At 74.3% G+C, this 24,252-nt stretch carries 20 protein-coding genes; 7 read left to right on the plus strand and 13 right to left on the minus strand.

Annotated features, from left to right (window positions below; all coding sequences use genetic code 11):
• The coding region (locus tag PV341_RS09495; protein WP_500357352.1) for a TerD family protein at window positions 1–644 on the minus strand (644 nt) is incomplete at its 3' end.
• A gap of 87 nt (window positions 645–731) precedes the next feature.
• Window positions 732–1,307: a M48 metallopeptidase family protein gene (locus PV341_RS09500; RefSeq protein ID WP_500327928.1), complete on the minus strand. Its 576-nt coding sequence runs from the start codon at window positions 1,305–1,307 to the stop codon at window positions 732–734.
• Window positions 1,308–1,523: 216 nt separating this feature from the next.
• On the opposite strand from PV341_RS09500, the gene PV341_RS09505 reads away from it, so the two are divergent.
• Together PV341_RS09505 and PV341_RS09510 are read left to right on the plus strand one after the other, a co-directional pair.
• The gene (locus PV341_RS09505; protein WP_500327930.1) at window positions 1,524–2,645 is read left to right on the plus strand and encodes a TOMM precursor leader peptide-binding protein; all 1,122 of its coding nucleotides are present in this window, start codon (window positions 1,524–1,526) and stop codon (window positions 2,643–2,645) included.
• 70 nt (window positions 2,646–2,715) lie between these two features.
• Entirely contained in the window at window positions 2,716–4,086 is a 1,371-nt protein-coding gene (locus PV341_RS09510; RefSeq protein WP_500357354.1) for an ABC1 kinase family protein, read from the plus strand.
• A gap of 25 nt (window positions 4,087–4,111) precedes the next feature.
• Here the strand turns inward: PV341_RS09510 and PV341_RS09515 are convergent, their stop codons facing one another.
• The 5 genes from PV341_RS09515 to PV341_RS09535 all read right to left on the minus strand — a co-directional run bounded on the left by PV341_RS09515 (window position 4,112) and on the right by PV341_RS09535 (window position 7,799).
• Entirely contained in the window at window positions 4,112–4,312 is a 201-nt protein-coding gene (locus tag PV341_RS09515; RefSeq protein ID WP_326572546.1) for a hypothetical protein, read from the minus strand.
• A gap of 73 nt (window positions 4,313–4,385) precedes the next feature.
• Window positions 4,386–4,697: a putative WhiB-interacting protein gene (locus PV341_RS09520; RefSeq protein WP_499513839.1), complete on the minus strand. Its 312-nt coding sequence runs from the start codon at window positions 4,695–4,697 to the stop codon at window positions 4,386–4,388.
• On the minus strand, window positions 4,694–5,041 hold the full coding sequence (locus PV341_RS09525; protein WP_499513838.1) for a WhiB family transcriptional regulator: 348 nt from the start codon (window positions 5,039–5,041) through the stop codon (window positions 4,694–4,696). The genes PV341_RS09520 and PV341_RS09525 overlap by 4 nt, the downstream gene beginning before the upstream one ends.
• 104 nt (window positions 5,042–5,145) lie before the next feature.
• Complete coding sequence (locus tag PV341_RS09530; protein ID WP_499513837.1) at window positions 5,146–5,436, minus strand: hypothetical protein; 291 nt, start codon at window positions 5,434–5,436, stop codon at window positions 5,146–5,148.
• 152 nt (window positions 5,437–5,588) lie between these two features.
• Window positions 5,589–7,799 carry an ATP-dependent DNA helicase UvrD2 gene (locus PV341_RS09535; protein WP_500357356.1) on the minus strand — a complete coding sequence of 737 codons (2,211 nt, stop codon included), beginning with the start codon at window positions 7,797–7,799 and terminating at the stop codon, window positions 5,589–5,591.
• Window positions 7,800–7,952: 153 nt separating this feature from the next.
• Between PV341_RS09535 and PV341_RS09540 the strand changes: the two genes are divergently transcribed.
• On the plus strand, window positions 7,953–8,210 hold the full coding sequence (locus PV341_RS09540) for a glutaredoxin domain-containing protein (protein WP_500327935.1): 258 nt from the start codon (window positions 7,953–7,955) through the stop codon (window positions 8,208–8,210).
• Between the two features lie 52 nt (window positions 8,211–8,262).
• Here PV341_RS09540 and nudC read toward each other — a convergent pair whose 3' ends face one another.
• The 3 genes from nudC to PV341_RS09555 are packed head-to-tail and all read right to left on the minus strand — an operon-like array spanning window position 8,263 to window position 14,093.
• Window positions 8,263–9,216 carry an NAD(+) diphosphatase gene (gene nudC, locus PV341_RS09545; protein WP_499513834.1) on the minus strand — a complete coding sequence of 318 codons (954 nt, stop codon included), beginning with the start codon at window positions 9,214–9,216 and terminating at the stop codon, window positions 8,263–8,265.
• A gap of 43 nt (window positions 9,217–9,259) precedes the next feature.
• Window positions 9,260–10,648 (minus strand): dipeptidase, encoded by a 1,389-nt coding sequence (locus tag PV341_RS09550; RefSeq protein ID WP_500327937.1) that lies wholly within the window; start codon window positions 10,646–10,648, stop codon window positions 9,260–9,262.
• A gap of 10 nt (window positions 10,649–10,658) precedes the next feature.
• A complete protein-coding gene (locus tag PV341_RS09555; protein WP_500357358.1) occupies window positions 10,659–14,093 on the minus strand; it encodes an ATP-dependent helicase in 3,435 nt (1,144 codons plus the stop codon).
• 96 nt (window positions 14,094–14,189) lie between these two features.
• Here PV341_RS09555 and PV341_RS09560 point away from each other — a divergent pair, with 96 nt between their 5' ends.
• Window positions 14,190–14,390 carry a hypothetical protein gene (locus tag PV341_RS09560; RefSeq protein WP_500357359.1) on the plus strand — a complete coding sequence of 67 codons (201 nt, stop codon included), beginning with the start codon at window positions 14,190–14,192 and terminating at the stop codon, window positions 14,388–14,390.
• 10 nt (window positions 14,391–14,400) lie between these two features.
• On the opposite strand, the gene PV341_RS09565 is transcribed toward PV341_RS09560, so the two are convergent.
• A complete protein-coding gene (locus PV341_RS09565) occupies window positions 14,401–17,688 on the minus strand; it encodes an ATP-dependent helicase (protein WP_500357361.1) in 3,288 nt (1,095 codons plus the stop codon).
• 234 nt (window positions 17,689–17,922) lie between these two features.
• On the minus strand, window positions 17,923–18,324 hold the full coding sequence (locus tag PV341_RS09570; protein WP_500327944.1) for an MGMT family protein: 402 nt from the start codon (window positions 18,322–18,324) through the stop codon (window positions 17,923–17,925).
• Window positions 18,325–18,497: 173 nt separating this feature from the next.
• Between PV341_RS09570 and PV341_RS09575 the strand changes: the two genes are divergently transcribed.
• Both PV341_RS09575 and PV341_RS09580 read left to right on the plus strand, forming a co-directional pair.
• Window positions 18,498–21,371 carry a lysylphosphatidylglycerol synthase transmembrane domain-containing protein gene (locus PV341_RS09575; RefSeq protein WP_500327946.1) on the plus strand — a complete coding sequence of 958 codons (2,874 nt, stop codon included), beginning with the start codon at window positions 18,498–18,500 and terminating at the stop codon, window positions 21,369–21,371.
• A gap of 52 nt (window positions 21,372–21,423) precedes the next feature.
• On the plus strand, window positions 21,424–22,050 hold the full coding sequence (locus PV341_RS09580; RefSeq protein ID WP_500357363.1) for an NIPSNAP family protein: 627 nt from the start codon (window positions 21,424–21,426) through the stop codon (window positions 22,048–22,050).
• Here the strand turns inward: PV341_RS09580 and PV341_RS09585 are convergent.
• The gene (locus PV341_RS09585) at window positions 22,023–23,102 is read right to left on the minus strand and encodes an ATP-dependent DNA ligase (protein WP_500327949.1); all 1,080 of its coding nucleotides are present in this window, start codon (window positions 23,100–23,102) and stop codon (window positions 22,023–22,025) included. The genes PV341_RS09580 and PV341_RS09585 overlap by 28 nt on opposite strands.
• Before the next feature lie 76 nt (window positions 23,103–23,178).
• Here PV341_RS09585 and ligD point away from each other — a divergent pair, with 76 nt between their 5' ends.
• Entirely contained in the window at window positions 23,179–24,210 is a 1,032-nt protein-coding gene (gene ligD, locus PV341_RS09590) for a non-homologous end-joining DNA ligase (protein ID WP_500327950.1), read from the plus strand.
• Window positions 24,211–24,252 lie beyond the last annotated feature (42 nt).

Here is a 24,252-nt window from a genome sequence, read left to right on the forward strand (position 1 = left end):
GGCTGGGGCGGGGCGGGCGGCGCGGAGGCCGCCGGGGGCGCGAACCCGGGCGCGGCACCCGCCGGGGGCGCGAAGCCCGGTGCCGCGGCGGGCTGCTGCGGCGCGGCCTGCTGCTCCTCGGCGACCTCGCCGCCGAAGTTCTTCAGCAGGGCGTCGAGCCCGCCGTCGAAGCCCTGGCCGACGGCGGCGAAGCGCCAGACGTCCTTGAGGTAGAAGTCGGCGAGCATGACCGCGCGCTCGGTGCTGAACTCGGCGCCCGTGAAGGCGTAGCGGGCGACCTCCTCGCCCCCGGCGACGATCCTGACGTAGCCCGGGCCGATCTGCGACATCTGCCCGGCGCCGTCGATCGTCGCGGTGAAGCTCAGCTTCTGGATCTGCGCGGGGATCCGGTCCAGCGTCACACGGAAGGACTCGGTGTCCCCGGCCTGCGCCCCCAGCTGCTGGATCGCCTCCTCGGGCGACTTGGGCTGGTTGAAGAAGATGAAGTAGCGGTCGTCGGACAGCTGTTCCTCGGCGTCGAGCCCGAAGCAGCTGATGTCGAAGCCGAGACCGGGACCGCTGATCTGCACGCCGATGTACAGATCCGTCCCTGCGGTCAGGTCACTGATCTTGGCCTTGTGGCCGCGCTGGAATTCCCTGGCCATCGCTAAGGACCGTCCCCCCATCCGTACGTACGTACTTGCTGCGTTGCGCCAGGCTAACCGCTGGCCGTGACAGGGGCTATTCCCCCGTTATTCCTCGCGTGCCGTGGGCGGGTGGGGCAGCCGGGCCGCGGCGGCGACGCCCTCGAGGTACCCGCGCGCACGTTCGGTGCGCGGGTAGGACTCCAGCAGCTTCCAGAAGTCCGGCCCGTGGCCGGGCACCAGGAGGTGGGCGAGCTCGTGGAGGAGCACGTAGTCGACGACGTACTCGGGCATGCCCTGGAGGCGGTGGGACAGGCGGATGCTGCCCTCGGCCGGTGTGCACGAGCCCCAGCGGGAGTTCTGGTTGGTGACCCAGCGCACGGTCCGCGGCATGGCGCGGCCGCCGAGGTACTGCGCGGACAGCTGCGCGGCGCGGGCGGCCAGCCCGTCGTCGCCGATCCTGCGGCGGCTCTCCTGGGCGGCGAGCTTGTCCAGCATGACCGTCACCCAGCGCTTCTCCTCGGCGACGGACATCCGGGCGGGGATGAGGACCACGGTGACGTCGCCCTCGCGGTACGCCGACACCGTCCGGCGTCGACGGGCGCTTCGGCGCACTTCGACCGCGCTGGTCCGAGGGGCGCGCGGGGGCTGGCCGGAAAGGCTCTGGGCGGGGTCGGCGGACACGCCCCGACGTTACCCGCACCGGGTCCGGGAAGTCCCGCCCGCGGGGGTGCTCGGTGAGAAAGGAGAGCAGAGAGATACCGGGCCGTAGTCATATCGAATGATCATTTGCATCGCCTGTGGATAACTTTCACGGCCCGTGCGGGGATATCGGGCATGCTGGCCCGACACGGAATCGGAACGATCTCTCGATCGGGAACTCTGCCCACGGGGGTGGCGATGCGTCCCATGCTCAAGCCGGCGATGCGCCGCAGTTGGCGCAGCCGGGAAAGCCTGCAATTCGGCGTCGACCCGGCGCACGCGGTGGTCCTGGACCCGGTGGACGGTGCGGCCGCCGCCTTCCTCGACCTGCTCGACGGCACGCGCGGACTCGGTCCGCTCGCCCGCGATGCCGAATCGCTGGGGCTGCGGCCCCCGCAGGCGCGGCGGCTGCTCGGATTGCTGGCCGAGGGCGGTGTGCTCGACGACGCGACGGCGCACGCCGAGCTGTCCGAGACGATACGGCACCACTCGGCCGCGCTGGACCGGCTCCGCCCCGACCTGGCGGCGCTGTCCGTGGTGCACTCCGACCCCGGTGGTGCGGCGGACCGGATGGGCCGGCGGCGGGCGGCCCGCGTACGGGTGGCCGGGGCGGGCCGGGTCGGCGCGACCATCGCGGCGGTCCTCTCCGCGGCGGGGGTCGGCCGGGTCGACGTGCGCGACGGGGGCCGGGTCGAGCCCTGGGACACCGCGCCGGGCGGCATCCCCGCCGAACACATCGGCGAGCGCCGGGACGCGGCGGCGCGAGGTCTGGTGCGCAGGGCGGCGCCCGATCCGCGGGCGGCGGCGGTGGGCCGCCGGGGGCCGTCCGCCGCGCCCGAGCCCGGATTGTCACTGGTGGTGGTCGCGCCGCGCGACGGCCTGGCCGCCTACGCCCCTGACGCCCAGGAGGCCGAACCGCTGATGGCCGCCGGGATCCCCCACCTGTACGCGGGGGTGCTGGAAGGCCGGGGCGTGGTGGGTCCCCTGGTGGTGCCGGGGAGCACGGGGTGTGCGGGATGTCTGGGACTGCGGATGGCGGATGCCGACGCGGCCTGGCCCAGGGTGCTGGCGCAGCTGAGGTCCGGGCGGAGCGGGGTCCCCGCCTGCGACGTCGCGCTGGCCACCACGGTCGCGGGGCTCGCCGCGGCGCACGCCCTGGCCTTCGTCGACGGCGGCCGGCCGCCGAGCTGCGGGGGGCGCGTCGAGATGGGCCTCGCCCGGCTGACCGCGGAGGTGCGGCCGGTGCCGGGTGACCGCAGATGCGGCTGCGGTGCGCACGCCGCGGGTGCCGGTGCGGCGGACGACGCCGGAGGTTTGTGACACGGCCGGTGCCATGGTCCGGGAGGGGCGGGGGACAATGACGACGTGACCGATCGGAAAGAGGGGGCGCATGTCTGATCTTCCGCGCAAAGCGGTGACCCGTACCGCCAAGTTGGCGGCGCTCCCACTGGGATTCGCCGGGCGGGCGACACTGGGACTGGGCAAGCGGCTCGGCGGGCGCCCCGCGGAAGAGGTCGCCACCGAGCTGCAGGAGCGGACGGCCGAACAGCTCTTCAAGGTCCTCGGCGAGCTGAAGGGCGGTGCCATGAAGTTCGGGCAGGCCCTGTCGGTCTTCGAGGCCGCCCTGCCCGAGGAGGTCGCGGGCCCCTACCGCGCCGCCCTCACCAAGCTGCAGGACGCGGCGCCGCCGATGCCCGCCCGCACCGTGCACGCCGTACTGGCCGAGCGCCTCGGCGAGGACTGGCGCACCTTCTTCACCGAGTTCGAGGACCAGCCGGCGGCGGCCGCCTCGATCGGGCAGGTGCACCGGGCCGTGTGGCACGACGGCCGCAAGGTGGCGGTGAAGGTCCAGTACCCCGGCGCGGGGGACGCCCTGCTGTCGGACCTCAACCAACTCGGCAGGGTGGCGAGGCTGTTCGGGCCGCTGATCCCCGGCATGGACATCAAGCCGCTGATCTCGGAGCTGCGCGACCGGGTCTCGGAGGAGCTGGACTACGAGCTGGAGGCGCAGGCCCAGCACGCCCACGCGGTGGAGTTCGCCGACGACCCGGACGTGGAGGTGCCGGACGTGGTGCACCGCACGGACCAGGTGCTGGTCACGGAGTGGATGGACGGGGTGCCGCTGGCGGAGGTGATCTCGCGGGGCACGCCGGAGATGCGCGACCGCGCCGGTCAACTGCTGGCGCGCTTCCTGTTCGCCGGCCCCGCCCGCACGGGGCTGCTCCACGCCGACCCGCACCCGGGCAACTTTCGGCTGCTCGTCGACGACGGCCCGGCGGAGGGCTGGCGGCTGGGCGTGCTCGACTTCGGCACCGTCGACCGCCTGCCGGAGGGCCTGCCGGTGCCGATAGGGACGGCGCTGCGCCTGGCGCTGGCCGACGACGCGGAGTCGGTGCACTCGATGCTCCGCCAGGAGGGCTTCGTCAAGCCGACGATCGCACTCGACCCGGACGCCGTGCTGGACTACCTGCGGCCGATCATCGAGCCCGCGGCGGTGGACGAGTTCACCTTCGCGCGTGGCTGGATGCGCGCGCAGGCGGCGCGGGTCGCCGACCCGCGCTCACCCGCGCACCAGTTGGGCAAGCAGCTCAACCTGCCGCCCTCGTACCTGCTCATCCACCGGGTGACGCTCAGCACCATCGGGGTGCTGTGCCAGCTGGCGGCCACGGTCAGGCTGCGGGACGAGCTGCTCGAGTGGCTACCGGGCTTCTCCGGGGAGGACCTGGCCCCGCTGCCCGAGGCCGAGGACGCCTCGGCCTAGGCACAGGGGGGCCGCCGGGACGGCCCTACCACCAGGAGGAGTCCAGCCGGCCCTCGATACTGCGGATGTTGGTGCGGGCGCAGTCGTCGCAGAAGTACACGCGACTGCCGTTCTCGACGGAGCAGGTCCAGGTGAGGGGGAGTCCCTCGGCGACGGCCCCGCAGCGGGCGCACGTCGTCGTGGTGGGAGCAGTCCCGACCCGTTCGAATTGAGTCTTCTGGTCCACTTCGTGACGATACCGCGGGGCCGGTCGAAATCGACCGGCCCCGCGGTTGTGTGTCGTTGCCGATGTGTGAGCGCTACTGCATCACGGCCATCGCCAGCGCCCGGCGGGCGCGCAGCGAGGCGCGTTCGGCGCGGCGCTGCAGGCGCCGGGCGTTGAGCACGCGGAGGGCCATCCGTTCGTGCTCGGCCTCGTAGAGGCGCTCTTGCATATGGGCACGGGCCATGGCTTCTGGCATGAGTTGCATTTCGAGGTTCCTGTTCTGACGCTCAGCGGGAGCGTCGGAGGGCGGGGCGGGGCGTTCGGTGGCGGACGGGTTCATCGGGGCCTGCTTCTTGGGGTCGTGCGTGAGGGGACGGTCGATCGTTCCGACGGCAGGGCGCTTCATGCCACAACCGCGTTCTTGCGCGGACGGCCACGGGGACGCTTGCGCGGCACCACGACACCCTGGACGAAGAGCTCTCCACCCCAGACACCCCAGGGCTCACGGCGGTCCTTCGCGCCGGCGAGGCAGGCCTCGAGGACCGGGCAGGTCTGGCAGAGCGACTTGGCGTACTCGACATCGGCCGGGGACTCGGCGAAGAAGACCTCCGGGTCGTAGGTCCGGCACGGGACGGGGACGCCGAGGCGGTCGATCTCGTCGTCGAGCTCGGTGAGGGGCAGCAAGGGGACCTCCGGGTCAGGCGGGCGTACGGGGGCGGGTACGGACGGTGCGTGCGGGGTGAGATGCACGATCGCTTCGTTCCTCATCTGTTTGTCGGGGGGTGGGAAAACAGAAGGGCCGCGGATCCCGGTCTGGGATTCCGCGGCCCTGGAGGTGCCGGCCTGATCGTCGATCAGGCTGGATCACTCCAGGGTTCGAGCCCGCGGGAGGCCCACTTCGGGTGCTGCTGCTTCTGGGTTCCGGCACCATTGGTCGCCGCAAAGGCATAGGCCTGGGCCTCAGCCATTACTGCCACCGCCGGCGCCTGCGTCGGTCGCTCGCCGCCGCGCTCCCGGATGGAGAGAACGGTGGTGGGCAGACCGCCGGACAGGCGGCTGGACAGACCGGTGCCACGGAGCGAGGCACCAAGGGAGCAGGCGGCGGCGACCGGACGATCGGTCATTTTCGTCATGAACCTGGTCACTGGTCTCGCCTCCTCTCGGCGTCTCGTTGGGCTGGTCTGACAGGTGGTGCTGGGTCAGTACATCACGGATCGCACCGCTCCGGGAAGGTCCTTCACAGAGCCGCGCCGTTCGCGCTCACGCAGGCTATGGGGATTTCCTCGGGGCGCGCAAACTATTTTCCGGGCTCTTCCGCAACAGCTTCGTCACCGGCCTCACCGACGGGCTCCTGCCCCGTGCACAGGGCGAGGACGTCGGCGCCGAACTTGTCCAGTTTGCGGGCCCCGACCCCGGAGATGACGGACAATTCACCCTCCGTGGTGGGCCGCACCTCGGCGATCGCCAGCAGCGTCTTGTCGGTGAAGACGCAGTAGGCCGGCTGGCCCAGTGCCTTCGCCTGCTCCACCCGCCACTCGCGCAGCCGCTCGTACAGCGCCTCGTCCATGTCGGAGGGGCAGTCCTCACAGCGCATCAGCTTGATCTCACCCGCGTCGGACAGGGTGCGGCCGCACACGCGGCACTGCACCGGCCCGCGCCGCTTCCTGCCGCCCGAGCCGCGCTCCACGCCGCCCGTGGCGGCCGAACGGCCGCCCGCCCTGCCCCGGGCCGCCGAGCCCGGCCGCAGCCCGTCCAGGAACCGCGAGGGCCGCCTGCCGCCGCGGCCCCCCGGCGAGCGGGACAGGGCCCACGACAGGGCGAGGTGGAACCGGGCGCGGGTGACGCCGACGTAGAGCAGCCGGCGCTCCTCCTCGACCTGCTCGTCGGTCTTGGCGTAGGTGATCGGCATCGTGCCCTCGGTCAGGCCGACCAGGAACACCGCGTCCCACTCCAGGCCCTTGGCGGCGTGCAGCGAGGCCAGGGTGACGCCCTCGACGGTCGGGGCGTGCTGGGCGCCTGCGCGTTCGTCGAGCTCGGCGACGAAGTCCGCGAGCGTGGCCTCCGGCCGGGCCCGCGCGAAGTCCTCGGCGAGCCGCACCAGGGCCGCCAGCGACTCCCAGCGGTCGCGGACCGCGCCCGACCCGGCCGGGGGCTCGGAGGACCAGCCGCGGCTGCTGAGCACCGCCCGCACGTGCGCGGGCAGGTCCGCGTCGTCCAGACCCGGGTCGGATCCGCCGCCCGCCCGCGCGGCGCCGCGCAGCAGCATCCCGGCCTCGCGGACCTCGGGACGCTCGAAGAAGCGCTCGGCACCGCGCAGCTGGTACGGCACGCCGGCGTCGGCCAGCGCCTGCTCGTAGACCTCGGACTGGGCGTTCACCCGGTAGAGCACGGCGATCTCGCTGGGCCGCACGCCCTCGTCGATCAGCTCGCGGATCCGCCGGGCGGTGCCCTCGGCCTCGGCGGGCTCGTCGGCGTACTCGGTGTAGACCGGCTCGGGGCCGGCCTCGCGCTGCGAGACCAGCTCCAGACGGTGCTGGGCGGCCTGGCCCCGGGCCTGGGACAGCAGCCCGTTGGCCAGGTGCACCACCTGGGGGGTGGAGCGGTAGTCGCGGACCAGCTTGACCACCGTGGCCTCCGGGTGCCGGCTGCGGAACCCGAGCAGGAACTCCGGGGTGGCGCCGGTGAAGGAGTAGATGGTCTGCGAGGCGTCGCCGACGACGCAGAGGTTGTCCCGGCCGCCGAGCCACAGGTCCAGCAGCCGCTGCTGCAGCGGGCTGACGTCCTGGTACTCGTCGACGACGAAGTGCTGGTACTGGGAGCGGACGGCCTCGGCGACGTCCGGCCGGTCCTCCAGGACGCCGACGGTGAGCAGCAGCACGTCCTCGAAGTCGATGACCCCGCGGTCGCGCTTGAGCTGCTCGTACGTCGTGTAGATGCGGGCGATCTCGGCGGCGTCGCGCGGGATGTCGCGGGCCGCCTTGGCGGCGGCCGCCGGATAGTCCTCGGGGACGGTCTGGGTGACCTTGGCCCACTCGATCTCGCCGGTGACGTCGCGCAGCTCGTTGCGGTCCAGCCGGATGCGGGAGCGTGCCCCGGCCTCCGCGACCAGCTGGATCTTGCGCTCGGCCAGCCGCGGCATGTCGCCGCCGATGGCCCGCGGCCAGAAGTACTGCAGCTGGCGCAGCGCCGCGGAGTGGAAGGTGCGCGCCTGCACGCCGCCCGCGCCGAGCTGCCGCAGCCGCCCGCGCATCTCACCGGCCGCACGGGCGGTGAAGGTGACCGCGAGCACACTGGCGGGCTGCATCATCCCGGCCCGCACCCCGTACGCGATCCGGTGGGTGATCGCGCGCGTCTTGCCCGTGCCGGCTCCCGCCAGCACGCACACCGGGCCGTGCAGGGCGGTGGCGACCGCGCGCTGCTCGGGGTCGAGCCCGGCGAGCACGGCGTCCGCCGAGTCCGGGACGGCGGGGAAGTCCGGGAAGAGCGGGGTGTGGGTTGGTGCAGTCACCCCGCCATGCTGCCAGGTCCCGGGAGACGGCCGGGAAAGTTATCCACAGCTGAGGTGGGATGGTCGTACCGCGAACGATTGCAAGGAATGCCGAGGCAAGGGGTTAGCGTTCTCGGGATCGACGTCATCCCCCACCTTGAGGAGCGAACACCGATGTCCGGCACTGTGACGATGTACAGCACCACGTGGTGCGGATACTGCCGCCGCCTGAAGGGTCAGCTGGACCGGGAGGGAATCACCTTCACGGAGGTCAACATCGAGCAGGACCCGGAGTCGGCGAAGTTCGTCGAGAGCGTCAACGGGGGCAACCAGCTCGTCCCGACCCTCCTGGTGTCCCCCAAGAGCGGCGCCGAGCCGGTCGCACTCAGCAACCCGAGCCTGGCCCAGGTCAAGCAGGCCCTCGCCGGCTGAGCGTCCCGGCCCGGCCGCGCGGCAGGCACGGCCGGGCCGCACGGGCCCGCGCTCAGCGGCGGGCCGGCAGCGGCATCCCGTACCAGCGCTCGATCAGCCGCGCCGCGATGGAGATCCCGTACGGCGGCAGCACCTCGCCGGTCTCCATCGCCTTGCGGTACTCCTCGCGGGAGAACCAGCGCGCCTCGTGCAGTTCCTCGCCGTCCACGGTGATCTCCGCGGACGTGGCGCGCGCCATGAAGCCCAGCATCAGGCTGGAGGGGAACGGCCAGGGCTGGCTGGAGACGTAACCCACCTCGCCGACGGTCACGCCGGCCTCCTCGGCGACCTCGCGCACCACGGCCTGCTCGATGGACTCCCCCGGCTCGACGAAGCCGGCCAGCGTCGAGAAGCGTCCCTCCGGCCAGTGCGCCTGGCGGCCCAGCAGCGCCCGGTCCTCCTCGTCGGTGACCAGCATGATCACCGCCGGGTCGGTGCGTGGGTAGTGCTCCGCGCCACAGGCCGGGCAGCGGCGGATGTGCCCCGCGGCGGCCACCACGGTGCGCTCGCCGCAGCGCGAGCAGAAGCGGTGCATGCGTTGCCAGTTCTCCAGGGCGACCGCGTGCACCATGAGCCCCGCGTCGCGGTCCGACAGCAGGGCCCCGACCTCCCGCAGCCCCGCCGGGCGGGCGGCCTCGTCCAGGCGTCCGGGCAGCGCGTCCTTCTGCAGTGCGAAGTAGCGCACCCCCTCCTCGTCGACGCCGAGGAAGTAGCGGTGCACCTCGCTCTCCGGTGCCTCGAAGCTCGGCATCATGACCAGCTCGGTGCGGCCGTCCGGGGTGTCCTCGACCAGGACCTGCCCCCCGGAGACCACGAACACCTGCGTCTTCGGGTGGCTCCAGGCCGCCGCCAGCCACGCCTCGTCGAGCCGGTGCTCGGCGGCGCGGTCCACGCCCGACGGGCGGGCGAGGGGCGGCGGGAAGGCCGTCGCGTCGAAGGTGGTTCCGGTTCCGGACGTATCGGACAAGATTTCTGTCAACTCCCCGTAGCGCGCGGATGGATGCGGATGCTCACAGAGTCGTGAACTCGCTCCAGAGGTACGCGGACGTCTCCACGCCCTTGAGCAGAAGGTCGAGTTCCACCTTCTCGTTCACCGAGTGCCAACCGTCGGACGGCACGGAAATTCCCAGGAACAGGACGGGGACATCGAGGACGTCCTGCAGGTCGGCCGCCGGGCCCGAGCCGCCCTCGCGGGTGAACAGGACCTCCTTGCCGAAGGCCCGGCCCATGGCCCGGGTCACCGCGCCCAGCGCGGGGTGGTCCAGCGGGGTCAGGCAGGGGCGGGTGGCCCCCCAGAAGGTGATCTCGTGCCGGATCCCGGCCGGGACGCGCGCGGCGACCCAGTCGGCGACCAGCCGCTGCACCCGGTCGGTGTCCTGCCCGGCCACCAGCCGGAACGACAGCTTCAGCTGCGCCGAGGACGGCACGATCGTCTTGCCGCCGGGGCCCTGGTAGCCGCCGCCGATGCCGTTCACCTCGGCGGTCGGCCGGGCCCAGACCCGCTCCAGGGTGGAGTAGCCGGCCTCGCCGCTCGTCGCGTGCGACTTCGCGGTGCGCAGCCAGCGCTCCTCGTCGAAGGGCAGCCGGGCGAACAGTTCGCGCTCGCGGTCGGTGAGCTCGACGACGCCGTCGTAGAAGCCGGGGATCCTCACGCGGTCGTCCGCGTCGTGCAGCGCCGCGGCCAGCCGGGCGGCCTCGGTCGCCGGGTTGGGGACGGCGCCGCCGAAGGAACCGGAGTGGATGTCCTGGTCGGGGCCGTACAGGTCGATCTGGCAGTCGGCCAGGCCGCGCATGCCGGTGCACACGGTGGGGGTGTCCTCGTCCCACATGCCGGTGTCCGAGACGATCACGGTGTCGCAGGCCAGCCGTCCGGCGTGGGCGCGGACGAGGTCGGTGAAGTGCGGGGAGCCCGACTCCTCCTCGCCCTCGACCAGCAGCTTCAGGTTCACCGCGGGGGCGGTGCGGCCGGTGGCGGCCAGGTGGGCGCGGACGCCGAGCGTGTGGAAGAACACCTGTCCCTTGTCGTCGGCGGCGCCCCGTCCGTACATCCGGCCGTCGCGGATCCGCGGCTCGAAGGGCTCGCCGTCCCAGCCGTCCTCGAGGGCGGCGGGCTGCACGTCGTGGTGGCCGTAGACCAGCACCGTCGGCGCGTCCGCCGCGTCGGAGGGCCACTCGGCGAAGACCGCGGGAGCACCCGGGGTCTCCCACACCTCGGCCACGGGGAAGCCGGTCTCCTTCAGCTTCGCCGCCAGCCATTCGGCGCTGCGCCGTACGTCGGCGGAGCGCTCCGGATCGGCCGAGACCGAGGGGATGCGCAACCACTCGGCGAGGTCGCCGAGGAAGGCGTCACGATGTGCTTCGACGTAACTGCGGACGGCGCTGTCCGGGGTGGTGCTCATGCCCTTGAGCCTATCGGGCGACGCCGGGACCCTCGGCGTCGGCACCGGGCGCGTCCCCCGGCCCGGGCTCCGGGCCGCCCAGCAGGAGGCGTTCCAACGCTGCCCGGCCGGGCAGCGCCTCGGGCCGGGTCAGCTCCCCCGTCCTCACGTGCAGGAATGCGGCCGTGACCTGCGACAACGGCACTCCGTGCCGCTCGGCCCAGGCGAGCCGGTAGACGGCGAGCTGCAGCGGGTCGGCGGTGCCGGCCCGCCCGGTCTTCCAGTCGACGATCTCGTAGCCCTCACCCTCCCGGTACACCGCGTCGATCCGGCCGCGGATCACCCTCCCGGCGAGGTCGATCTGGAACGGCGCCTCGACGCGGTAGGGGGTGCGCTCGGCGTACGGGGTCCGCAGGAAGGCCTCCTTGAGTTCGGCGAGGTCGCGCTCGTCGGCGATCTCGTCGTCGCCCTCGATGCCGGGCAGCTCCTCGGGGGCGATCAGCGGCAGTTCCTCGAACCGGGACTCGACCCAGGCGTGGAAGCGGGTGCCGCGCCGGGCCGCGGGCCGTGGCGGGCGGGGCATGGGGCGGGCCAGCTCGCGGGCGAAGCCCTCGGGGTCGGCGGCCAGCCGCAGCAGCGCGGAGGCTCTGAGCGTGGTGGGCAGGGGGACGTCGTGGACGGCCGCGCGCGAGCGGAGCAGTTCCTCGGTGAGCGCGTCGAGGTCCCGGTCCCAGGACGCGACGGCGCGGGCCTCCTCGGGGAGCAGCAGCTCACCGCCGTCGAACCCGGAAGCGGCCACGGGTACCGAGGCGGGCCCGGGCCCGTGCGGGCCGGGCTGCCCGGGGATGGCGGGCGGCCGGTCGTCGGACCAGTCCTCCCAGTCGCCGGTGTCCTCCTCGCCGTACTGGTCGTCGTACGCGTCGTACGGCGGCTCCTCCTCGTCCTCGGGGGGCGGCGGCCAGTCGGGGTCGGGAGCGACGGCCACCGGGTACGCGGCCGGCGCCCGCAGGTGGGCCAGCACCTTGCGCGCGGCCTCGCGACGGCGGGCCAGGGCGGCCGGGTCCAGGGGCAGCGGCCACGGCGTCTCGGCCGTACGGGCCAGGGCCGGGTTGACGGCCTCGGGCGCGGGCTCCTCCGCCCAGTGCTCGACCTCGCCGTGGCCGGCCTCGCAGTGCGCGCGCAGGGCGTCGAGGAAGGCGGACGGGCCGAAGGGCCGCTTCTGGCTGGGTCCCCACCAGTGGCCGGAGCCGAGCAGCAGGGAGCGGGGCCGGGTGAAGGTGACGTAGCCGAGCCGGAGCTCCTCGACCCGGTTGTGTTCGGCCATGGCCGCCTTGAAGGCGGCCAGGCCCGCCCGGGACCACTCCTCGACGTCGGGGAGGGTGGCGGCGTCACCGCGCAGCGCGTGCGGCAGCGCCTTGGCGTTGAAGTGCCACAGCTCGCGGCCCCGCTCGCTCGGGAAGCCCTTGCGCACCAGCCCGGGGACGGCGACGACGTCCCACTCCAGCCCCTTGGACTTGTGCGCGGTGAGCACCTTCACCGTGTTCTCGCCGCCGGGCAGCGAGCTGTCCAGGCCCTTCTCGTACTGGGCGGCGGTGCGCAGGAAGCCCAGGAAGGCCAGCAGCGTGGCGTCGCCGTCCAGCGAGGCGAAGCCGGCCGCCACGTCCAGGAAGGCGTGCAGGGTCTCCCGGCGGCGGGCGGCCAGCGCGTGCGGGGACGCGGAGAGCTCGACCTCCAGGCCGGTGACGGCGAGCACCCGGTGCAGTACGTCCATGAGCGGGTCGGCCAGCGACCGGCGCAGCTCGCGTATCTCGGTGGCCAGGCGCGCGAAGCGCACCCGCGCTTCGGCCGAGAAGGGCAGGTGGTCGTCGGGCTCGCCGTCGACGAAGGTCTCCAGGGCGTCGGCGAGCGAGATCACCTCGGCCGGGTCGACGCCTTCCACGGCGGCCGCCAGCCGGTCCGCGGTGCCGCCGCGGCCCGGTACGAGCAGCCGGGCCCGCCGTCCGAGCAGCGCCAGGTCGCGCGGCCCGATCCGCCAGCGCGGCCCGGTGAGCAGCCGGACGAGGGCGGCGTTGGCCGTCGGGTCCTGCAGCACCTCGCAGACGGCGACCAGGTCGGCGACCTCCGGCAGGTGCAGCAGCCCGGACAGGCCGACCACCTCCACCGGCACGTCCCGGGCGACGAGCGCCGCGTGGATGTCGGCGAAGTGAGCGGCGGCCCGGCACAGCACCGCGATCTCGCCGGGCGCGGTGCCCGTGCGCACCAGGTGCGCGATGGAGTCGGCGATCCAGGCGATCTCCGCCTCCTGGGTGGGCAGCAGCGCGCAGCGCACGACACCGTCCCGTTCGGCGCCGGGCGCGGGCCGCAGGGCCTCGACGCCCTCGTGACGCTCGCGCAGCTCGGCGGCGAGGTCGTTGGCGAGGTCGAGCAGCCGGCCGCCGCTGCGCCGGTTCTCCGACAGGGACTGGCGCCGGGCGGGCGTCCCGTCGGCGTGCGCGAAGTGGAGCGGGAAGTCGTCGAGGTTGGCCACCGAGGCGCCGCGCCAGCCGTAGATGGCCTGGCAGGGGTCGCCGACCGCGGTCACCGGATGGCCCGTGCCGTCGCCGAACAGGGCGGAGAGCAGCAGGCCCTGGGCGACGGAGGTGTCCTGGTACTCGTCGAGCAGCACCACGGCGTACTGCTCGCGCAGGATGCGGCCGACCTCGGGGCGGGTGCGGGCCAGGGTCGCCGACAGGGCGATCTGGTCGCCGAAGTCGAGCAGGTCGCGCTGCTTCTTCTCGGCGCGGTATGCGGCGGCGAGCCCGGTCAGGTCGATGCGGGCGCGCGCCGTCTCGGGGAGCCTGCGCAGATCCGCGTTGGTGAGCCGGACGCCGTCGAGGGCGGCGAGCCACTCCCGGTCGTGGGCGAGCAGCCGCTCGGGCGGCACCAGGTGCTCCGCCAGCTCGCCCTCCAGCGCCAGCAGATCGCTGACCAGGGTCGGGATGCCCTTGGTGAGCGCCGGGAAGGGACCGGGCGCGGCCCGCAGGACGCGCGCCGCCAGCTGGTAGCGCGTCGCGTCGGCGAGCAGCCGCGCGGTCGGCTCCAGCCCGATGCGCAGCCCATGCTCCTTCAGGAGCTGTCCGGCGAAGGCGTGGTACGTGGAGATCTGCGGCTCGCCCGGCGCGTGGTCGGGGTCCGCCGGGTCCGGGTCGGTGACCCCGGCCCGGACGAGGGCCTTGCGCACGCGCTCCGAGAGCTCGCCGGCGGCCTTGTTGGTGAACGTCAGCCCCAGCACCTGCTCGGGGGCGACCTGCCCGGTGCCGACCAGCCACACCACGCGGGCCGCCATGACCGTCGTCTTCCCGGAACCGGCACCGGCCACGATCACCTGCGGGGCGAGCGGCGCGGTGATGCACGCCAGCTGCTCCGGGGTGAACGGGATGGCCAGCAGCTCCTTGAGCTGCTCGGGACCGGTGATGAGGGAGGACACGAAGGGGAGGTTATCGGGCACCGCCGACACCGGCCGCCGCCGCCCGTTCCCGCCGGATGCCATCCGGCCCCGCAGGCACTCGCCGGCGTCCCCGGTGTGATCACCCGGCTCTACCGGTTCGAGATCGGTGCAGCCGTCCGTGCCACGGCCTCCGCCTACGGTGATCCACTGCTCCGCCCGCTCGACTCGAGCCACCTCGCGACGGCACAGCTCCTCGCCGGCCAGGCAGGCGCGGATCCGCTCGTGCTGAAGGCTGCCCAGGACCTCGGGCCGCGGGCCGAGGCCCCCGGCTGCTGAAACCCCCGCCTCACTCCACCACGTGCCGGCCCTCGGGGCGGCCGCTGCAGGAGGCCCGGAAGGCGCAGTTCTCGCAGTGCTGGCCGGTGGAGGGGGTGAAGCGCTCGTCGAGGACGCGGGCGGCCGCGCCGGCGAGCAGGGTGTCGGCCCAGTCGCCGCTCAGCGCCTCCTGGTGCTGGACGGTGGGCTGGGTGTCGCCGCCGTCGCGGCGGGCGGCGCCGAGGCGGAGCTGGACGAGCTCGGCGCCGCCGGGGGCGGGCCGGGTGCCGTGGAAGAGCTCGTCGACGGCGCCCTCGCGGACGGCGAGCTGGTAGACGGCGAGCTGCGGGTGGCCCTCGACCTCGGCGGCGGTGGGCTTGGCCTTGCCGGTCTTGAAGTCGACGACGTAGGCGTTGCCTTCGGCGTCGGTCTCGACGCGGTCCATGCTGCCGCGGATGCGGACGGCCACGTCCCCCGTCTCCAGGGTGACGTCGAAGCCGTGCTCGGAGGCGACGGCCTGGCGGCCGCGTTCCATGACGTGCCAGCGCAGGAAGCGCTCCAGGGCGGCCCGGGCGTTCTCCTTCTCCTGCTGGGACTTCCAGGGCGCGTCGAAGGCCAGGGCGTTCCACACCGAGTCCAGCCGCTCCATGAGCACGTCCAGGTCGGCCGGGGTGCTGCCGGAGGCGACCTCGTCGGCGAGGACGTGCAGGACGTTGCCGAAGCCCTGGGCCGCCGTGGAGGGCGGCTCGGCCTTCACCTCGCGGCCGAGGAACCACTGCAGGGCACAGGTGTTGGCCAGCTGGTCCAGCGCGCTGCCGGAGAGGGTGACCGGCTGGTCGCGGTCCCGCAGCGGGACCTCGGAGCGGGTCTGCTCGTACAGGCCCCACCAGCGTTCGGGGTGGGCGGCGGGCACCAGCGGCTGGCCCGCGTCCTCCAGGGCCGCCAGGCGCGCCAGGCGCCGCGCGGCGGCCTCGCGCAGGGCGGGGGAGGCGGCCGGGTCGACGGTCGTGGCGCGCAGCTCGGCGACGAGGGCCGCGACCGACAGCGGGCGGCGGGCCCGGTGGGTGACGTCGACGGGCTCGACGCCGAGTTCGGCGAGGAAGCGGGAGGGCTGGTCGCCGTCGTCGGCGGCGGCCTTCACGGCGGTCACGACGAGCCGCTCACGGGCGCGGGTGGCCGCGACGTAGAACAGCCGGCGCTCCTCGGCGAGCAGGGCGCCCGGGGCGAGCGGCTCCGCGAGGCCGTCGCGGCCGATGCGATCGGCCTCCAGCAGTGAGCCGCGGCGGCGCAGGTCGGGCCAGAGCCCCTCCTGGACGCCGGCGACGACGACGAGCCGCCACTCCAGGCCCTTGGAGCGGTGCGCGGTCATCAGCCGTACGGCGTCCGGCCGGACGGCGCGCCGGGTCAGCACGTCGGCGGCGATGTCCTGGGCGGACAGCTCCTCCAGGAAGTTCAGCGCGCCACGGCCGCCGGTGCGCTCCTCGGCGCGGGCGGCGGTGTCGAAGAGCACGCACACCGCGTCCAGGTCCCGGTCGGCGTTGCGTCCTGCCGCGCCGCCGCGCGCCGCGGCCCGCTCCAGCCGGCCGGGCCAGGGGGTGCCGTCCCACAGCTCCCACAGCGCCTCCTCGGCGGTGCCACCGCCGGCCAGCAGCTCGCGCCCCTTGCGCAGCAGCCCGCCGAGCCGCTGGGCGCCCCGCGCGTACGACGGGTCGTGCGCCACTAGCCGCTCGGGCTCCGCGAGCGCCTCGGCGATCAGCTCGTCCGACGGCCGCGGTACGGCGACCCCGGCGGCCCGCTCCTCCTCGCGCAGGGCACGGCCCAGGCGGCGCAGGTCGGCGGCGTCCATGCCGCCGAGCGGGGAGACCAGCAAGGTGAGCGCGTCCTCGACGCGCAGGCCCGGCTCGGGGGCGTCGGGCAGGGCGGCGTGCGCGCAGACCCGCAGGGCGAGCAGGAGGGGGGCGACGGCGGGCTCGTCGCGCAGCGGGAGGTCGTCCCCGTCGATCTCGACCGGCACCCCGGCGGAGGTCAGGGCCCGCCGCAGCACGGGCAGCGAGCGGGAACCCGCGCGCACCAGGACGGCCATGTCGGACCAGGGGACGCCGTCCTCGAGGTGGGCGCGGCGCAGCACGTCGGCGATGCCGTCGAGTTCGGCACCGGGCGTGGGGTAGGTGCGGACGGCGGCCGAGCCGCCCTCGCGGACCGGCGCGAGCTCGCGGTGGGCGCGGACGGCGGCGGCCGGGAGCCGGGTCAGCGGCATCCGCCGCGTCAGGAGCCGGGTGGCGGCCAGCAGGGCGGCACCGGAACGGCGGGAGGTGGTGAGGACGCGGACGCCGGCGGGGCGGCCGTCGGCGTGCCGGAAGGCCTCGGGGAAGCCGAGGATGCCGTTCACGTCGGCGCCGCGGAAGGCGTAGATGGACTGGTCGGGGTCGCCGAAGGCCACCAGGTGGCGGCCGCCGCCCGCGAGCGCCTGCAGCAGCCGCACCTGCGCCGGGTCGGTGTCCTGGTACTCGTCGACGAAGACGGCCTCGTAGGCCCCGGCGAGCTGGCGGGCCACCTCGGGACGCCCGGCCAGGAGCACCGCGCGGTGCACCAGTTCGGCGTAGTCGATGACGCCCTGGAGGTCGAGGACGTCCAGGTACTCGGCGAGGAAGCCGGCCGCCGCCGACCAGTCGGGGCGGCCGGTGCGGCCGGCGGACGCGGCCAGGGCGCGCGGGCCGAGGCCGAGCTCGCGGGTGCGGGCCAGCACGGCCCGCACCTCGTCGGCGAAGCCGCGGGTCGTCAGCGCCGCGCGCAGCTCGTCCGGCCAGCGCACCCGGGTCCGGCCCCGCCGCTCCAGTTCGGCCTCGCCCGCCAGGAGCTCGCGTACCGCCAGGTCCTGTTCGGGGCCGGACAGCAGCCGCAGCGGGTCGGCGAACAGCTCGGGGTCCTGGTGGGCGCGGACCAGGGCGTAGCAGAACGAGTGGAAGGTGGTCGCCTGCGGTGCGGCCGCGCCGCCCATCCGGGCGGCCATGCGGTCCCGCAGTTCGCCCGCGGCCTTGCGGCTGAAGGTGAGGACGAGGATCCGTTCCGGGTCGGTGCCGCGTCGCACGCGTTCGGCGACGGCCTCGACCAGGGTGGTGGTCTTCCCGGTGCCCGGACCGGCGAGCACCAGGAGCGGACCGCCCGCGTGCTCAACCACCGCGCGCTGTGCGGCGTCCAGTTCAGGGGGCGTCACCGGTTCCGGAGCGGTCCGTAGCAGTCGGTAGCCGCCGGACGGCCCGACCGTCCCCCCGGAGCGCCGTGCGGCGGCGTCCGTCTGGCGGGTGGAGGAGGAGGTCACGTGGTTCGCCGGTTCCGTGTGCGTGCGGGTGCGTGTGCGGCGGCCTGTGCCGCCGGTGGCCGGGGGAGGCCGGGTGCCGACGGTACGCCACCGGTCGACGGGACCGCCGCGCGTCCCGTCCTTCCCGTACGGATGCGGGAGCGGCCGGGCGCGGGGCGCCGTACTCCGTCCGGACGGCCGATGGCATCAACCGGTCGCCGATGGCGGAAGCTGGATGGTGTGAGCGTCCGGTCGTCAGTCGTCCCCGCCGGGTGCGGGCACGGGGTCCGTGCCGTCCCAGCGGGCCCTGCGCATGTCGAGGCGGGGTATGTGGCCCTTCGCGGCCCGCGGGGCCTGGCGCAGCGGGGTGCCCTCGGCGCGGTAGTGCTCCAGGGCGCGCAGCTCGTGGCCCGGCAGCAGCCCGCCGTCCGCGCGCACCACGCGCCACCACGGCACGGCCCCGCCGTACAGCGCCATGACGTGGCCCACCTGCCGGGGACCGCCCTCCTCCAGCCACTCGGCGACGTCGCCGTAGGTCATGACCCGTCCGGGCGGGATCCGCTCGGCGACGTCCAGCACGCGCTCCGCGTACGCGGGCAGCTCCTGGACCTCGTCGTCCGGACCGTCGTCCGGGGCGTGTGCGGTGTCCTTGCTCATCCGTCACATGGTGCCCCACGGCACCGACAGTCGCGGCCGGCGCCTGCGCGTACGGGGGCGCCCGGGACGGCGAATTGCCCCCTCCTGCGCCCATGCGCGCGCCGCTCGTGCCACCATCATCCGGGCGGTGACTGGTGATACGAGATCAAAAAGAGACAGCAGGAGAGCACGACGTGAGCGGGAACGGAGCCGCTCGCGCGGTCCCGGCTGCCTCCGAGGGCCCCGGGGACGGCGCCCCGGCGACCCCGGACGAGCGCGCCGGGCAGGCCGTGTCCGCGTCCGGTGACGCCCCGCGCGGTGAGACCCGCGCCACATCGAAGGCCCCGGCCGGAGAGCCGGCGGTGACGCCCGCGCGGTCCGGGGACGACGCCCAGGACGGCACCCCCGGCACCGCCGAGGCCCCGGACACCGAAGCCCCCGGCACCGCCGACGGCCCCGGCGCCGAGGAGTCCGTCACCGGCACCACCCCGCACACCGACCCGGTGGCGCGGGACGAGCCGCTGCTGCCCGCGCGCGTGCACCGGCCCGTCGACCTGATGCGCTTCCTCTTCGGACTCCTCGGCATCGCGATCGTGCTGATGATCGCGGGCTTCGCGCACGCGACGACCTCCGGCGTGGAGCAGGACATCGCCGAGGGCGCGACGCACGCGCCCGAGCCCTTGATCACGATCGCCGGGCTGCTGGCGACCGTGGCGGTGCTGATCGTGCCCGTGGCGTTCGCCGTGGAGCGGCTGATCAAGCGGGACGGGCTGCGCATCGCCGACGGCGTGCTGGCCGCGGTCCTGGCCCACGGGGTGTCGCTCGCCACCGACCTGTGGGTGTCGGACGCGGCGCCGGTGGCGATCCGGGACGCGCTGACCCGCGACGCGCCCGGCGGCGGGATCACCGACCCGGTCCACGGCTACCTGGCCCCGGTGATCGCCTACATGACGGCGGTCGGCATGGCCCGGCGCCCGCGCTGGCGGGTGGCGCTGTGGTTCGTGCTGGTCGTGGACTCCTTCGCGGTGCTGGTGGGCGGCTACACGACACCGTTCTCGATCATCGTGACCGTGCTCATCGGCTGGACCGTGGCGTACGGCACGCTCTACGGGGTCGGCTCGCCGAACGTCCGCCCGACCGGCCAGAACCTGCTCGCGGGCCTGCGCCGGGTGGGCTTCGCCCCGCTGACGGCGGTCCGCGCGGAGGACGAGTTCCCCGACGCGCCCGACTCCGACCGGGGCCGCCGCTACCTGGTGACCCTGGAGCAGGGCCCGCTGCTCGACGTCACGGTCGTGGACCGCGAGCAGCAGGCGCACGGCTTCTTCTACCGCATGTGGCGCCGGCTCCAGCTGCGCGGGATCACCCAGCGGCGCAGCCTGCAGTCGCTGCGCCAGGCGCTGGAGCAGGAGGCGCTGCTGGCGTACGCGGCCATCGCCGCCGGCGCCAACGCCCCGCGGCTGATCGCCACCTCCGAGCTGGGCCCGGACGCCGTGATGCTGGTGTACGAGCACATGGGCGGGCGCTCCCTGGACGCGCTGTCGGACGAGGAGATCACCGACGAGGTGCTGCACGGCGCCTGGGAGCAGGTCCGGGCGCTGCAGTCGCGGCGGATCGCGCACCGCAGGCTGGTCGGCGAGGCGCTGAAGATGGATCGCCACGGCGACGTCTTCCTGACCGACCTGCGCGGCGGGGAGATCGCGGCGGGCGACATCGTGCTGCGCATGGACGTGGCGCAGCTGCTCACCACCCTGGCGCTGCGCGTCGGCCCGGAGCGGTCGGTGGCCTCGGCCGTGGCCGTGCTGGGCCCGGACGCCGTCGCCGACTCCCTGCCGCTGCTGCAGCCGATCGCGCTGAGCCGCACCACCCGGGCCACGCTGAAGCAGCTCGCCAGGGAGCGGGCGCAGCGTGAACGCGAGGCGGTGCTGGCCGCGTCCCGCGCCCGGAGGGCGGACGAGGAGACCGGTGACGCGGGTGAGGCAGCCGGCAAGGACGCGGGCAAGGAGACCAAGGCCGAGCGGCGGGCCGAGAAGAAGGCGATCGAGGACGCGCTGGACGGGGTCCGCGAGGAGGACCTGCTCACCCGGATCCGCCACCAGGTGCTGCTCATCCGTCCGCAGGCCCCGGTGGAGCCGGTACGGCTGGAGCGGGTGCGGCCGCGCACGCTGATCAGCATCATCGCGGGCGCCTTCGCCGCGTACTTCCTGCTCTCCCAGATCAGCAGCATCGACCCGGCGACGCTGCTGGCCGAGGCGAACTGGATCTGGGTCATCGTGGCCGTGCTGGCCTCCGCGCTCAGCTACGTCGCGGCGGCGATGGCGCTGTCCGGCTTCGTGCCGGAGAAGCTGTCCTTCGTCCGCACCACGCTGGCGCAGGTCGCCGGTTCCTTCGTGAAGCTGGTGGCCCCTGCGGCCATCGGCGGCGTGGCGCTCAACACGCGCTACCTGCAGAAGTCGGGCGTGCGCCCGGGCCTGGCGGTGGCGAGCGTGGGGGCCTCGCAGCTGGTCGGCCTCGGTTCGCACATCAGCCTGCTGCTGGTGTTCGGCTACATCACGGGCACCGAGAAAACGCCCTCCCTGTCGCCGTCGCGGACGGTGATGGCGGGTCTGCTGACGGCCGGGGTGCTCTTCCTGGTCGTCACCGCGGTGCCGCCGTTGCGGCGCTTCGTGTCCACGCGGGTGCGGGCGCTGTTCGCCGGGGTGGTGCCGCGCATGCTGGACGTGCTGCAGCAGCCGATGAAGCTCACCACGGGCATCGGCGGCACGCTGCTGCTGACCCTCGCCTTCGTGCTGTGCCTGGACGCCAGCATCCGCACCTTCCACGGCGAGGTGAACTTCGCGGCGGTCGCGGTGATCTTCCTGGCGGGCAACGCGCTGGGCTCCGCCGCCCCGACCCCGGGTGGCCTGGGCGCGGTCGAGGGCGCGCTGATCGCCGGTCTGACCACCATCGGCCACCTGGACTCGGCGACGGCCACCTCCGCGGTGCTGCTGTTCCGGGTGCTGACCTTCTGGTTGCCGGTGCTGCCCGGCTGGCTGGCGTTCACCCAGCTCACCAGGCGGCAGGCGCTGTGACGCGGGCCCACTGACAGGGGATGTCAGTGGGCCGCCCCTACGGTCCCCGGTCATGGACACCACGCACATCGTCGAGTTGCGGCAGTACACCCTGCGCCCCGGCGCCCGGGACACCCTGGTCGAGCTGTTCGAGCGCGAGTTCGTCACCGGTCAGGAGGCCGCCGGGATCCGGGTCGGCGGCCGGTTCCGCGACCTGGACGACCCGGACCGGTTCGTATGGATGCGGGCCTTCCCCGACATGGCGGCCAGGACCCGCGCCCTGCACGCCTTCTACGACGGCCCCGTCTGGCGGGCGCACCGCGAGGAGGCCAACGCGACCATGACCGACTCCGACGACGTCCTGCTGCTGCGCGGCCCCGGTTACCGCGTGCCGGACGACACCGGGCTGGTCGTCGCGACCGTCTGCCACCCCGCCGACCCGTCCGGCTTCGCGCCCCCGGACTGCGCCCGCGCCGTGCACCGCACCGAGCACGCGGCCAACGGCTTCCCGGCGCTGCCCGTGCGCACCGGCGAGGACGTCGTGGTCTGGTTCGCCGCCTACGCGCAGGCCGGTGCACGCCCCGCGGAGCCCGCCCTGCCCGCCGGCCCGGAGGGGCGGTTGCTGCGGCCGCCGCTGCGGCTGCGGCTCGCCCCGGTGCGGGTTGCGGGGCCTCACCGCAGGATGTCGCCGAGGTCGTAGCCGACCGGTTCCTCCAGCTGCGCATAGGTGCAGCCGGCGGGGTCGCGGTCGGGCCGCCAGCGGCGGAACCGGGCGGTGTGCCGGAAGCGGTCGCCCTGCATGTGGTCGTACGCGACCTCCAGGACCCGCTCGGGCCGCAGCGGGATCCAGGACAGGTCCTTCCCCGCGCTCCAGCGGCTCTGGGCCCCGGGCATGCGGCCGCCGGGCTCTCCCCCTGGCTTCGCCGGGTGTGCCCCCACCTCGGCCCAGTCGGCCCAGGGGTGGCCCTCGGCGGACTCCATGCGCAGCGGCTCCAGTTCGGCGACGAGTTCCTCGCGCCGGCGCATCGCGAAGGAGGCGCAGACCCCGACGTGCTGGAGCCGGCCGGCGGCGTCGTGCAGGCCGAGCAGGAGGGAGCCGACGACGGGACCGGACTTGTGCCAGCGGAAGCCGGCCAGCACGCAGTCGGCGGTGCGCTCGTGCTTCACCTTGATCATGACGCGTTCGTCGGGGCGGTAGCCGACGTCCGGGGGCTTGGCGACGACGCCGTCCAGTCCCGCGCCCTCGTACTGCTCGAACCACCGCCGGGCCAGCTCGATGTCGGTGGTGGCGGGGGCGACGTGGACCGGTGGCCGTGCCGTGCCGAGCGCGTCGACCAGGGCCTGGCGGCGCCAGGTCTGCGGGTCCGCCATCAAGGAGCGGTCGCCGAGCGCCAGCAGGTCGAAGGCGACGAGCGAGGCGGGGGTGCGTTCGGCGAGCTGCCGCACGCGCGAGTCGGCGGGGTGGATGCGCTCCAGCAGGGCGTCGAAGTCCAGCCGGCCCTCGCCGGCGATGACGATCTCCCCGTCGACGACGGTGCGCGGCGGCAGTTGCGCACGGACCGCCTCGACGACCTCCGGGAAGTAGCGCGTCAGGGACTTGCCGGTGCGGCTGCCGATCTCCACCTCGGCGCCGTCGCGGAAGACGATGGCGCGGAACCCGTCCCACTTGCCCTCGTACAGCATGCCGGGCGGGATCTCGGTGGCGGACTTGGCGAGCATCGGCTTCACGGGCGGCATCACCGGCAGGTCCATGCCGCGATTCTCCGCCCGACGGGCGCCGCCCGCCCGTCGGGCCTACCGTGTCGGGGACGGGAGAGGCGGTGACGGCATGGCAGAGGCGGTCGAGCTGACCGTCGGCGAGCGGACGGTCCGGATCTCGAACCCGGGGAAGGTGTACTTCCCGGAACCGGGCTTCACCAAGCTGGACGTGGCCCGCTACTACCTCACGGTCGGCGACGGCGTCCTGCGGGCGCTGCGCGACCGGCCGACGACGATGGAGCGTTACCCGGACGGGGTCGAGGGCGAGTCGTTCTTCCAGAAGCGCGCGCCGAAGAACACCCCGGACTGGATCCCCACCGGCCGCATCCGCTTCCCCTCCGGCCGCCACGCCGACGAGATCTGCCCGACCGAGGTGGCCGCGGTCGTCTGGGGCGCCAACCTCGGCTGCCTCACCTTCCACCCGTGGCCGGTCCGGCGCGGCGACCTCGACCACCCGGACGAACTGCGCATCGACCTGGACCCGCAGCCGGGCACCGACTTCGCCGACGCCGTGCGCGTCGCCGGCGAACTGCGCGGGCTGCTGGAGGAGCTGGGCCTGCGCGGCTGGCCCAAGACCTCCGGCGGGCGGGGCCTGCACGTCTTCGTGCCCATCGAGCCCGAGTGGACGTTCACCGGGGTGCGGCGGGCCGCCATCGCCATCGCCCGGGAGATGGAACGTCGGATGCCCGGGCAGGTCACCAGCGCGTGGTGGAAGGAGGAGCGCGGCGAGAAGATCTTCGTCGACTACAACCAGACCGCGCGCGACCGCACCATCGCCTCCGCCTACTCCGTACGGCCCAAGCCGCACGCCCCGGTCTCCGCGCCGCTGCGCTGGGAGGAGGTGCCGCAGGCGCACCCGCGGGACTTCGACCTGGTCACCATGCCCGCGCGCTACGCCGAGCTGGGCGACGTCCACGCCGGCATGGAGGAGCACGCCTTCCGGCTGGACTCCGTCCTGGAACTGGCCGAACGCGACGAGCACGACCGCGGGCTGGGTGACATGCCGTACCCGCCGGACCACCCCAAGATGCCCGGGGAGCCGCTGCGGGTGCAGCCGAGCCGGGCCAGGCGCACGCCGGACGGCGACGCCGGCGGGGACTGACGGCGCGGCAGGACGCCGCGGCACGACCCCTTCCCACCGCGA

The sequence above is a fragment of the Streptomyces sp. PA03-1a genome (assembly GCF_033792805.1).
Lineage (GTDB): Bacteria > Actinomycetota > Actinomycetes > Streptomycetales > Streptomycetaceae > Actinacidiphila.

Coding starts and splice junctions, on each gene's coding strand:
- PV341_RS09520 (WP_499513839.1), bottom strand. CDS start 4,697: ATGAAGCGCCCTGCCGTCGGAACGATCGACCGTCCCCTCACGCACGAC.
- PV341_RS09570 (WP_500327944.1), bottom strand. CDS start 18,324: ATGAGCAAGGACACCGCACACGCCCCGGACGACGGTCCGGACGACGAG.
- PV341_RS09580 (WP_500357363.1), top strand. CDS start 21,424: ATGGACACCACGCACATCGTCGAGTTGCGGCAGTACACCCTGCGCCCC.
- PV341_RS09550 (WP_500327937.1), bottom strand. CDS start 10,648: ATGAGCACCACCCCGGACAGCGCCGTCCGCAGTTACGTCGAAGCACAT.
- PV341_RS09505 (WP_500327930.1), top strand. CDS start 1,524: ATGCGTCCCATGCTCAAGCCGGCGATGCGCCGCAGTTGGCGCAGCCGG.
- PV341_RS09510 (WP_500357354.1), top strand. CDS start 2,716: ATGTCTGATCTTCCGCGCAAAGCGGTGACCCGTACCGCCAAGTTGGCG.
- PV341_RS09585 (WP_500327949.1), bottom strand. CDS start 23,102: ATGGACCTGCCGGTGATGCCGCCCGTGAAGCCGATGCTCGCCAAGTCC.
- PV341_RS09540 (WP_500327935.1), top strand. CDS start 7,953: ATGTCCGGCACTGTGACGATGTACAGCACCACGTGGTGCGGATACTGC.
- ligD (WP_500327950.1), top strand. CDS start 23,179: ATGGCAGAGGCGGTCGAGCTGACCGTCGGCGAGCGGACGGTCCGGATC.